This is a genomic window from Demequina maris (genome assembly GCF_000971155.1).
In the GTDB taxonomy this organism is placed as follows: domain Bacteria; phylum Actinomycetota; class Actinomycetes; order Actinomycetales; family Demequinaceae; genus Demequina; species Demequina maris.
The window spans coordinates 461,418-472,184 of the sequence record NZ_BBLX01000001.1 but is presented as its reverse complement, the minus strand read 5'-3'; the positions used below and the strand labels follow the sequence as shown (position 1 = coordinate 472,184).

Here is a 10,767-nt window from a genome sequence, read left to right as displayed (position 1 = left end):
CTTGATAGTTCCATAAAGTTGCCGCAGCCATAGCGGGAGGGAAACGCCCGGTCCCATTCCGAACCCGGAAGCTAAGCCTCCCAGCGCCGATGGTACTGCACTCGCGAGGGTGTGGGAGAGTAGGACGCTGCGGCGCACCCATTAGAAAGGCCCCCGACACAGTCGGGGGCCTTTCGTCATATACCAGCACTTTCGCTCTGGGACTCCGAGCGCGGTGACGGCGCTACCGCCCGTTCGAGCATGACGAGCCGGGCCTTCGGATCGCCCGTCAGCTCGATGACCACGGCGCCTGCCAACCCGGCCTCATCCGCGAGGTCCAGGAGCGCATCGTTCATCGCGGCGCGGAGCTCGGGGTCCTCGTCCTCGCCGACCGCGATGGGGTCGCCGTCGTCCAGCGGCAACAGCACCCACAGATCGATCCTGTCGGCGACCGCCTCGGCCCGGGCCAGGCCCGCCCTCGACGAGGCGCTCGAGCGGCCGCGTCGCTCGAGCCGGTCGAGCGCCTCGAGATAGGCGACGAAGTCCATCGGGCCGCGTTCGGCGATCACGTTGGACCCCTCGGCCGCCTCCTCGAGGCGGAGGGCGGCGATCTCCAGCTGCGCCCGGAAGAGGGCGGCGTCGAGGTCGACGTAGCCCTCGTCCGCGAGCTCCTCGAACGGGTCGCCGAGCACCTCGTACTCCGGATGCCGCGAAGCGAAGTCGCTGATCAGCGTGCTCTTGCCGCTGGCATGAGTGCCCGAGACCACGATCCGCATGGGACGACAGCGTATGGACCGGCGCGGCTCGGCGCACCCCCGTAGGCTGAGCGGGGAAGGGCCAGGTGGCCCACCGTCGTCTACCGGGAGCTCTCCGTGCGCACGCTGCTCAACATCATCTGGTTCTTCTTCGCGGGCATCGGCCTGTGGGTCTCCTACGCGATCGTCGGCGTCATCGCCTTCATCACCATCATCGGCATCCCCGCGGGCATCGCCTGCTTCCGCATCGCCAACTATGCGATCTGGCCCTTCGGCCGCGAGGTCGTCCGCGACGCCGAGGCCGGCGCGTGGACCGTCGTGGGCAACATCCTCTGGATCCCGCTCGGGCTGATCCTCGCGATCGCGCACGTGGTCACCGCGTTCACACTGGCGATCACCATCATCGGCATCCCGATGGCGTGGGCGAACCTCAAGCTCATCCCGATCTCGCTCACCCCGATGGGGCGCATCGTCGTCGAGACGCACTGACGGTCAGCGGTCGCCCACCGCCAGCACCTCGAGCCGCACCTCGCCGGCCTCGTCGCTCGCGTCCAGGTCGACGGCCGCGACGATCGCCCAGTCGTGGTCGCCCGCCGGGTCGTCGATCACCTGGCGCACGATCCAGGTGCCCGCCGGCGCCTCGGCATGTCCCGCGGCGGCCAGCGCCGCGCGCTCCCGCCCGTCGTCGCCCGCCGAACCGGCCTCGACGAAGGTGAGCAGCGCGCTCGAGCGCGCGTCCGGACCGATGCCGACCGCATCGTCCCCGTGCAGGTCGAACAGCGGCGCGAGCGCATCCTCCCAGGCAGACGCGTCCCAGCCCGCCTCCTTGTCGAGGCCGCCGAGCGCGTCCCACGCACGCCGGGACGCCAGCTCGACCCGTCGGAACATCGCGTTGCGGACCAGGCGCCGCAGGACGCGCGGGTTGCCGCTGAGCGGTCGCGCCGGCCCGGGCATCGTCCCGGTCACGTCGGGTGCCTTCGGGTCCGCGTCGTCCTCGACGTAGGCCGCCGGGTTGGAGAGCCGCTCCCACTCGTCGAGCAGCGACGAGTCCGTGGACCGCACCACCTCGCCGAGCCACTCGGTGATCTCCTGCACCTCTTCGGTGCGGTGGTCCTCGGGCACGGTCTGGCGCATCGCCCGGTACGCCTCGGCGAGGTAGCGCAGGGCGATGCCCTCGGTCCGCTCGAGCCCGTACGCCGAGACGAGATCGCCGAACGTCATCGCCTTCTCGAGCATGTCCCGCACCACGGACTTCGGCGCGAGCTCCGCGCCGAGGATCCACGGGTTCGAGCGCCGGTACATGGTGAACGCCGGCTCGAGCAGGTCCGCCAGCGGGCGCGGCCACGTCACGTCCTCGAGCGCGTCGAGGCGCTCCTCGTACTCGAGGCCCTCGGCCTTCATGGCCGCGACCGCCTCGCCGCGTGCCTGGAACTGTTGCGCCAGCAGGAGCTGCCGCGGGTCGGACAGCGTCGACTCGATCACCGACACCACGTCCAGCGCGTGCGTGGGTGCCTCGACGTTGACGAGGTCCATCGCGGCGAGCGCGAACGGGGACAGCGGCTGGTTAAGCGCGAAGTTGCGCGGCACGTCCACCGTGAGGCGCACCGACGGGCGCTCGCCCCGCGGGTGCGAGGGGTCGGGGATGCGGATGCGCTCGACGACCCCCGCCTGGCGCAGCGACCAGTAGATGCGCAGCGCCTGCCGCGCGTGCGCGGCCCGCTGCGTCGGCGTCTCGTGGACGGCCGCGAGCAGGCCCTTCAGAGCGAGCACGGGGTCCTGCGGCTCGCGCCCGCTGCGCGCATCGTCCCTGCCGCGCGCCAGGAGGTTGAGCACCATGGCGTGCGTGACGGCGAAGCTCGAGGTGAGCGGCTCGGGGTCGGCGTCCCGGAGGCGCTCGAAGGTCGCGTCGGTCCAGTTGACGTGGCCCTGCGGCGCCTTCTTCCGGACGATCTTCTTCTTCTTTTTCGGGTCGTCGCCCGCCTTGAGGAGCAGCTTGCGGTTCTCGATCACGTGCTCGGGCGCCATCACGACGACCTCGCCCTCGGTGTCGTAGCCGGCGCGTCCCGCCCGGCCCGCGATCTGGTGGAACTCGCGCTCGGTGAGGTGGCGCATCCTCTCGCCGTCGTACTTGACCAGGGAGGTCAGCAGCACGGTGCGGATGGGCACGTTGATGCCCACGCCGAGCGTGTCGGTGCCGCACACGACCTTGAGCAGGCCCTGCTGGGTGAGCCGCTCCACGATGCGGCGGTACTTGGGCAGCATGCCCGCGTGGTGGACGCCCACACCGGCGCGCAGGAAGCGGCTCAGTGTCTTGCCGAAGCCGGTGCCGAAGCTGATCCCGTCGAGCGCCTCGGCGATCGCGTCGCGCTCGGAGCGGGTCGCGAGGGCCATGCTGAGCAGCGCCTGCGCGCGCTCGACCGCGTCCTTCTGCGTGAAGTGCACGATGTACACCGGCGCGCGCCCCGTCTGCACGATGCGCTCGACCACCTCGGGCAGCGGCTCGAGCATGTACTCGAACGTCAGCGGGACCGGCCGCTCGGCGGTGGCCACCTCGGCGACCGCGCGTCCCGTGCGGGTCTCGAGGTCCTCCACGAGCCACGAGGTGTCGCCCAGCGTCGCCGACATCAGCAGGAACTGCGTGCCCGGCAGCTCGAGCAGCGGCACCTGCCAGGCCCAGCCGCGCTGCGGGTCGGAGTAGAAGTGGAACTCGTCCATCACCACGAGCGAGGCGTCGGTCGCGGCGCCGTCCCGCAGCGCGAGGTTCGCGAGGATCTCGGCGGTGCAGCAGATGATCGGCGCGTCGGGGTTCACCGCGGAGTCGCCCGTCATCATGCCGACGTTCTCGCTGCCGAACATCTCGATCAGCGCGAAGAACTTCTCGGACACCAGCGCCTTGAGCGGCGCCGTGTAGAACGTGCGGCCGCCGACTCCGGCACGATGCGCGGCCAGGGCGGCGAGATGGGCCCCCGCCGCGACGAGGGACTTGCCCGAGCCGGTCGGCGTCGCGAGGATCACGTGCGAGCCCGAGACGAGCTCGATCAGCGCCTCCTCCTGGTGGGGGTACAATGGAAGGTCGCGGTCCGCCGCCCACGTCGCGAAAGCGTCGTAGAGCGCGTCAGGATCGGGAACCGCGCCGGGCGCCGTCTCCGGAAGGCGGGCGAGCAGGGACGTGTCGGTGGAGGTCATCTCCTCCATTGTCCCGTGTCTCGACCCCTCGGGATGTCGCGACCGCGTGTGACAAGGACTTACTCGGGACGTACTCACCCGGTTCTTCGCGCCCAGGCGCGCAAGAATGGCGGGAGCGTCCACACAACTGGACAGGAGCATCATGAACGACAGGGACGAGCGCGACGAGCGCCGCGCGAGCTACGACTCGCGCCCCGGCATCAACCCGCGCAAGCAGCGCGACGGTGAGCGCCGTGAGGGCGGTGACCGCCCCCGTCGTCAGTTCGATGGTGACCGTCCGCGTCGCGACAACGACCGCAACGACCGCCCCCGCCGCTCGTTCGACGGCGACCGCGGCCCGCGCCGCGAGGGAGACCGCGACGACCGTCCGCGTCGTCAGTACAACGACGACCGCCCTCGCCGCTCCTTCGATGGTGACCGTCCGCGCCGCGAGGGTGACCGCGACGACCGTCCCCGCCGCTCCTTCGACGGCGACCGCGGCCCGCGCCGCGAGGGTGACCGCGACGACCGCCCGCGTCGGTCGTTCGACGGCGACCGCGGCCCGCGTCGAGACGGCGACCGTCCGCAGCGCCGCTTCGACGGCGACCGCCCGTCGCGCCCTGCGAACTCGGACCGCCCGCGCCGCAACTTCAACGACGACCGGGGCCCGCGCCAGTACAACGACGACCGCCCGCGCCGTTCCTTCGACGGCGACCGCAGCCCGCGCCGCTCGTACGACGAGGACCGCCCGCGCCGCTCCTACGGCGCCGAGCGTCAGCAGCGCTCCTACGAGGACCGTCCCCGTCGTGACTTCGACGGTGACCGTCCCCGTCGCCAGTTCGACGGCGATCGCGGCCCGCGTCGTGATGGCGACCGCCCGCAGCGGTCCTACGAGGACCGTCCCCGTCGCTCGTACGACAACGACCGTCCCCGTCGTGACTTCGACGGTGACCGTCCCCGTCGCCAGTTCGACGGCGATCGCGGCCCGCGTCGTGATGGCGACCGTCCGCAGCGGTCCTACGAGGACCGTCCCCGTCGCTCGTACGACAACGACCGTCCCCGTCGTGACTTCGACGGTGACCGTCCCCGTCGCGATGGCGACCGTCCCCGTCGCCAGTTCGACGGCGACCGCGGCCCGCGTCGTGACGGTGACCGCCCGCAGCGGTCCTACGACGACCGTCCCCGCCGCTCGTACGACAACGACCGTCCGCGTCGTGACTTCGACGGTGACCGTGGCCCGCGTCGTGACGGTGACCGCCCGCAGCGGTCCTACGACGACCGTCCCCGCCGCTCGTACGACAACGACCGTCCCCGTCGTGACTTCGACGGCGACCGTGGTCCCCGCCGCTACGACGACCGCCCCCGTCGCGACTTCGACCGCGACCGCGCGCCGCGTGGCTCCGGCCGTCCCGGCGCCCGCCCGGATCGCGGCGGTCGCACCCGCCCCGAGTCGGAGGAGCGCACCGCCCGTGTCGCGGGCGTCCCGCTCACCAAGTCGCAGGTCATCGAGGCCCCCGAGGTACCCGAGGAGATCACGTACGGCCAGCTCGACCGCGCCGTCCGTGCGCGCCTGCGCACGCTGAGCAAGGACAACGCCGAGGACGTCGGCCGCCACCTCATCATGGCCGGCAACCTCCTGGACATCGACCCCGAGCTGGCCTACCGCCACGCGCAGGTCGCGCTCCAGCGCGGCGGCCGCGTCGACGTGGTCCGCGAGGCCGCGGCCCTCACCGCGTACGCCACCGGGCGCTACGCCGAGGCGCTGCGCGAGTTCCGCACCGTCCGCCGCCTCGGCGGCTCGATCGAGCACCTCCCGCTCATGGCCGACTGCGAGCGCGGCCTCGGCCGCCCCGAGCGCGCCCTCGCGATCGCCGACGAGCCCGACGCCAAGGTGCTGCCGGCCGACTCGGCCGTCGAGATGCGCATCGTCGTCGCCGGCGCCCGCCTCGACATGGGCGACGCGGAGGCCGCGCACCTCATCCTCAGCCGCATCAGCACCCCGAACGCCGACCTCCAGGTCCGCGTCGACGAGGCCAAGGTCGCGGTCCTCCGCGCGCTGGGCCGCGACGCCGAGGCCGACGAGCTCGAGGCGTCCATCCCGGAGCCGGTCGAGGAGGAGATCGAGGAGGACATCGTCCTCTACGACACCGCCGAGCTGCCCGACCCGGACGCGGAGCTCGAGGAAGAGGACGACGAGATCGACGAAGCCCCCGAGTTCGACGACGAGGACGACCTCCACGAGGTCGACGAGGACGACGACGCAGACGACGCCGACGACGCGGACAGCGAGGACGCCGAGACCGCCGAGGACGAGGACCGCGCATGAGCGCTGGCCTGATCGGCACCGAGGTCGCCCTGCAGGACACCTTCGACGTCGCGCTCGTCGACCTCGACGGCGTCGCGTACAAGGGTCCGCACGCGGTCCCGTCCGCGCCGCCCGCCCTCGACGCGGCGCGCGCGGCCGGCATGGGCGTCATGTTCGTCACCAACAACGCGAACCGCGAGCCCGAGACCGTCGCCGAGCACCTCAGCGAGCTCGACATCCCGTGCGCGCCCACCGAGGTGATGACCGCCGCGCAGGCAGGCGCCGAGCTCCTCGCCGAGCACGTCCCGGCGGGAGAGAAGATCCTCGTCGTCGGGGGAGCGGGCCTCTACACGGCCGTCAAGGCGAAGGGCTACGTCGTCGTCGACAGCGCGGAGGAGCACCCCGCCGCGGTCATCCAGGGCTTCTCGCCCGACCTCGGCTGGCGCCAGCTGGCCGAGGCGACCTACGCGATCAACGCCGGCGCCCGCTTCTTCGCGACCAACCTCGACCTCACGATCCCCAACGAGCGAGGTTTCGCCCCCGGCAACGGCTCCCTCGTGGGCGTGGTGCGCACCGCCACCGGCGTCGTGCCGCTCGCGGCCGGCAAGCCCGAGCCCGCGATGCTGCGCCTCGCCGCGGCCAAGGCGGGAAGCACGCGTCCGCTCATGATCGGCGACCGTCTCGACACCGACCTCAAGGGCGCCCGCGCCGCCGACGTCCCGGGCCTCCTGGTCCTCACGGGCGTCTCGACCGCGCGCGACGCGATCCTCGCGATTCCGGAGGAGCGCCCGTCGTTCATCGGCGAGGACCTCTCGACGCTCGCGGAGCCCCACCCGTACCCGCGCCTCGCCGAGAACTGGTGGCACGTGCGCGACGCCCGCGCCCGCGTCACCGAGGGTCGCCTTGTCGCGGACGGCGGCACGCCGATGGACCGGCTCCGCGCCGCCTGCGCCGCCGCGTGGGACGCGGCCGACGCCGGCCACCCGGTGGACGTTGAGACCCTCCCGCACTTCGGCTAGCCTCCAGTGCCATGGCTGATCTCGACGACGCGCGCGATTCCCTGGGCCAGGTCGAGTACCCCGCGGAGGTTCGCGAGGCGCTCAAGGCCGTGACCGAGCTCCCCGACGACCTCGACCAGCAGGCCGAGTTCTTCGACAAGGTGCAGGAGGCGCTGTCGACGCGCCTCCGCGACGAGTCGCGCTGAGCATGCGGCTGGACCGCGCGCTCGTAGCGCGCGGCCTGGTCCCGTCGCGCACCCGCGCGCAGGAGCTCATCGCCGCCGGCGCGGTGACGGTCGACGGCGCCGTCGTGTCCAAGCCCGCCCTCGAGGTGGGGGACGATGCGGCGGTCGAGGTGGTCGCGCCCGACCAGTACGTGTCGCGCGCCGCGCACAAGCTCCTCGGGGCCCTCGACGCGTGCCCGGAGGTCGACCCGCGCGGCCGGGTCGCCCTCGACGTCGGCGCCTCGACCGGCGGCTTCACCCAGGTCCTGCTCGAGCGCGGCGCCACCCGCGTCCACGCGATCGACGTGGGCCACGGCCAGCTCGCGCCGAGCATCGCCGCGGATTCCCGCGTCGTCGCCCGCGAGGGCCTCAACGCGCGCGAGCTCACGCTCGACGACCTGGGGGAGCGGCCCGACCTCGTCGTCGCCGACGTCTCGTTCATCTCCCTCACCCTGCTGATCGACCCGATCGTCGCGGTGTGCGCCGACGACGCCGACCTGCTGCTCATGGTCAAGCCGCAGTTCGAGGTGGGACGCGAGCGCCTGGGCAGGGGAGGCGTCGTCTCGAACCTCGACGACCGCGCCCGCGCCGTCGCGAACGTCGTCGCCGCGATGACCTCCGCGGGCCTCCGGATCCGCCGGATCGCGCGCTCGACGCTCCCGGGTCCGCACGGCAACGTCGAGTTCTTCGTGTGGGCCTCGCGGTCGTGGCAGGCTAGGGGCGAGTCAGGGCCGCCGCTCACGGAGGCCCAGGTCAGAGCCGCGATCGAGTCGGAGACGGGAGGGACGCCATGACCCGCCGCATCCTCATCGTGGCCCACCCGCATCGTCCCGAGGCGCTCGAGGCCGCCGAGCTCGCCACCGAGGCGCTGCGCGCCGACGGCGTCGCGACCTGCACCGACTTCCACACCGGCGACAAGCCCATCGAGGCCGCGCTGGTGCTCGGCGGCGACGGCACGATCCTCCACGCCGCGGACCTCACGCGCGGCACCGGGATCCCGCTGCTCGGGGTCAACCTCGGGCACGTGGGCTTCCTCGCGGAGTTCGAGCGCGACGACGTTGCGCACGCCGCGCGCCGCCTGGCCGCCGGCGACTACACGATCGAGGAGCGCGGCACGATCGACGTGACCGTGACCTCCCCGGACGGCGTCCAGACCACCGGCTGGGGCCTGAACGACGTCACTGTCGAGCGCGCCAACCTGCGCACCACGATCGAGGTCGCGCTCGACATCGACGGGCGCCCGCTGTCCACCTTCGGCTGCGACGGCGTGGTGGTCGCGACCGCGACCGGCTCGACCGCGCACGCCTTCAGCGCGGGCGGGCCCGTGCTGTGGCCCGACGTCGACGCGCTGCTCGTCGTCCCGCTCGCCGCGCATGCCCTGTTCTCGCGTCCGCTCGTGGTGAGCCCGTCCTCGCGCGTGACGGTCGAGATCCTCGACCGCTCGTCGAGCGACGGCCAGGTGGTGCTCGACGGCGCCCGCGCGATCGACATCGCCCGCGGCGGCCGCGTCGAGGTCACCCGCGGCGCCCACGCGGTGCGTCTCGCCCGCATGTCCGACGCGCCGTTCTCCGAGCGCCTCGTCCAGAAGTTCTCCCTGCCCGTCGACGGCTTCCGCGGCACGCGCCCGGTCGCGGGGTGGGGAGCGGGGATCTGACGTGCTCCACGAGCTCGCCATCGAGAACCTGGGCGTGATCGAGTCCGCCCGCGTCGACCTCGGACCCGGCCTCACGTGCGTGACCGGCGAGACCGGCGCCGGCAAGACCATGGTGCTGACCGGCCTGGGCCTCATCACGGGCTCGCGAAGCGTGCCCGCGACGGTCCGCACCGGGGCCGATGCGGCGCTCGCCGAGGCCGTGGTCGACGTCGCCCCGGGCTCGTGGCCCGCCGAGCGCCTCGAGGAGGCCGGCGCGACCGTCGACGACGACGGCACCGTCATCGTCGCGCGCACCGTCGGCGCCACCACCCGCTCCCGCACCGTCGTGGGCGGCCGCACCGTCCCGCAGGCCGTCCTCGCCGAGGTCGCCGAGCACTGGGTCACCGTGCACGGCCAGAGCGACCAGGCCCGCCTGCGGTCCACAGCCGAGCAGCGCGCGATCCTCGACGGCTTCGCGGGGCACGATGCGTTGCTCGCCGCGTACGCCGCCGCATGGGAGGCGTGGCGCGAGGCCCGGACGCGGCTCGAGGAGATGGAGTCCGGCGCCGAGGCGGCGCGGCTCGAGGCGGCCCGCATGCGCGACGACCTCGACGCGATCGACGCGGTCGCCCCCGAGCCGGGAGAGGACGCCGCCCTGGCCGCGCAGCTCGAGGTGCTCCAGCACTCCGAGGCGGTGCGCGCCGGCGTCGCGGGGGCCCGCGAGGCCATCGACGGCGAGGCCGAGATCACGCTCGTGGTCGCCGCCGACGCCGCCCGGCGCGCCCTCGGCGACGCCGCGCGCCACGACCCCGCGCTCGAGGAGCTCGAGAGGCGGCTCGCGGACGTCGCCTACTCCGCGGCGGACATCGCGCACGAGCTCGCGTCGTACCTCGACCGGATGGACGCCGACCCCGCCCGCCTCGAGCAGCTCCAGGCCCGCCGCGCGGACCTCAACGCGCTCATGCGGCGCATCGGCGCGGACCTCGACGGCGTCCTCGCCTACCGCGACCGCGCCGCCGAGGCCGTGCTCCAGGACGACACGTGGGACGAGACCCTCGCGGCACGCCGCGAGGCCGAGGCGGCCGCGCACGCCGAGGTCGAGCGCGCCGCCGCGGAGCTGTCCGCGAGCCGCCGCGCGGCCGCCGAGCGGCTCTCCGCCGACGTCGACGCCGAGCTCGACGGACTCGCGATGCCCGACGCCCACTTCCTCGTGGGTCTGCGCGCGGTCGAGCCGCGCGCGACCGGCGCCGACGAGGTCGAGATGACCCTCGCCTCGCACCCCGGCGCCCCGCATCGTCCCGTCGCGCAGGCCGCGTCCGGCGGCGAGCTGTCGCGCATCATGCTCGCGATCGAGGTGTCGCTCGCCCGGCACGCGGTCACGCCCGGCCACACGTTCGTGTTCGACGAGGTCGACGCGGGCGTGGGCGGCAAGGCCGCGATCGCCGTGGGGCGCCGGCTCGCCGAGCTCGCGCGCACGCACCAGGTGCTCGTCGTCACGCACCTCGCGCAGGTCGCGGCGCACGCCGACCGGCACGTCGTCGTGGCCAAGGCGACCGACGGCAGCGTCACGCGGTCGCAGGTCCACGAGGTGGCGGGGGAGGACCGCGTCGAGGAGCTCGCGCGCCTCCTGTCGGGCCACGAGGGATCGAAGACCGCACTCGCCCACGCACGTGAGCTGCTGGAGGCCTCGCGCGTGGCACCATAGCCG

The 10,767-nt window shown here is 73.4% G+C and carries 9 protein-coding genes and 1 rRNA gene; 8 read left to right on the top strand and 2 right to left on the bottom strand.

What is annotated here, in order from left to right:
* Positions 1-19: 19 nt before the first annotated feature.
* A 5S ribosomal RNA gene (rrf, locus tag AOM02_RS02235) occupies positions 20-136 on the top strand.
* A 40-nt stretch (positions 137-176) separates the two neighbouring features.
* Here rrf and AOM02_RS02230 read toward each other — a convergent pair.
* Positions 177-755 (bottom strand): ATP/GTP-binding protein, encoded by a 579-nt coding sequence (locus tag AOM02_RS02230; RefSeq protein WP_062296184.1) that lies wholly within the window; start codon positions 753-755, stop codon positions 177-179.
* A gap of 96 nt (positions 756-851) precedes the next feature.
* On the opposite strand from AOM02_RS02230, the gene AOM02_RS02225 reads away from it, so the two are divergent.
* Positions 852-1,223 carry a YccF domain-containing protein gene (locus AOM02_RS02225; protein ID WP_062296182.1) on the top strand — a complete coding sequence of 124 codons (372 nt, stop codon included), beginning with the start codon at positions 852-854 and terminating at the stop codon, positions 1,221-1,223.
* Between the two features lie 3 nt (positions 1,224-1,226).
* Here the strand turns inward: AOM02_RS02225 and AOM02_RS02220 are convergent, their stop codons facing one another.
* A complete protein-coding gene (locus AOM02_RS02220) occupies positions 1,227-3,920 on the bottom strand; it encodes a DEAD/DEAH box helicase (protein ID WP_062296180.1) in 2,694 nt (897 codons plus the stop codon).
* A 142-nt stretch (positions 3,921-4,062) separates the two neighbouring features.
* On the opposite strand from AOM02_RS02220, the gene AOM02_RS14190 reads away from it, so the two are divergent.
* Genes AOM02_RS14190 through recN form a run of 6 tightly spaced genes read left to right on the top strand, consistent with a single transcriptional unit; the run spans position 4,063 to position 10,764 of the window.
* Positions 4,063-6,225: a hypothetical protein gene (locus tag AOM02_RS14190; RefSeq protein ID WP_062296178.1), complete on the top strand. Its 2,163-nt coding sequence runs from the start codon at positions 4,063-4,065 to the stop codon at positions 6,223-6,225.
* Entirely contained in the window at positions 6,222-7,223 is a 1,002-nt protein-coding gene (locus tag AOM02_RS02210) for an HAD-IIA family hydrolase (RefSeq protein ID WP_062296176.1), read from the top strand. Before AOM02_RS14190 ends, AOM02_RS02210 begins: the two co-directional genes overlap by 4 nt.
* Before the next feature lie 11 nt (positions 7,224-7,234).
* Entirely contained in the window at positions 7,235-7,408 is a 174-nt protein-coding gene (locus AOM02_RS14185; RefSeq protein WP_156156035.1) for a hypothetical protein, read from the top strand.
* A gap of 2 nt (positions 7,409-7,410) precedes the next feature.
* The gene (locus AOM02_RS02205; protein WP_062296174.1) at positions 7,411-8,220 is read left to right on the top strand and encodes a TlyA family RNA methyltransferase; all 810 of its coding nucleotides are present in this window, start codon (positions 7,411-7,413) and stop codon (positions 8,218-8,220) included.
* Positions 8,217-9,080: an NAD kinase gene (locus AOM02_RS02200; RefSeq protein ID WP_062296172.1), complete on the top strand. Its 864-nt coding sequence runs from the start codon at positions 8,217-8,219 to the stop codon at positions 9,078-9,080. Before AOM02_RS02205 ends, AOM02_RS02200 begins: the two co-directional genes overlap by 4 nt.
* Before the next feature lies 1 nt (position 9,081).
* On the top strand, positions 9,082-10,764 hold the full coding sequence (gene recN / locus AOM02_RS02195; RefSeq protein ID WP_062296170.1) for a DNA repair protein RecN: 1,683 nt from the start codon (positions 9,082-9,084) through the stop codon (positions 10,762-10,764).
* The last annotated feature ends 3 nt before the right edge of the window (positions 10,765-10,767 follow it).

Bases quoted from the DNA above. Each gene is read 5' to 3' on its own strand.
- AOM02_RS02200 (WP_062296172.1), top strand. From the start codon at position 8,217: ATGACCCGCCGCATCCTCATCGTGGCCCACCCGCATCGTCCCGAGGCG.
- AOM02_RS14190 (WP_062296178.1), top strand. From the start codon at position 4,063: ATGAACGACAGGGACGAGCGCGACGAGCGCCGCGCGAGCTACGACTCG.
- AOM02_RS02220 (WP_062296180.1), bottom strand. From the start codon at position 3,920: ATGACCTCCACCGACACGTCCCTGCTCGCCCGCCTTCCGGAGACGGCG.
- AOM02_RS02205 (WP_062296174.1), top strand. From the start codon at position 7,411: ATGCGGCTGGACCGCGCGCTCGTAGCGCGCGGCCTGGTCCCGTCGCGC.
- AOM02_RS02210 (WP_062296176.1), top strand. From the start codon at position 6,222: ATGAGCGCTGGCCTGATCGGCACCGAGGTCGCCCTGCAGGACACCTTC.
- AOM02_RS14185 (WP_156156035.1), top strand. From the start codon at position 7,235: ATGGCTGATCTCGACGACGCGCGCGATTCCCTGGGCCAGGTCGAGTAC.
- AOM02_RS02230 (WP_062296184.1), bottom strand. From the start codon at position 755: ATGCGGATCGTGGTCTCGGGCACTCATGCCAGCGGCAAGAGCACGCTG.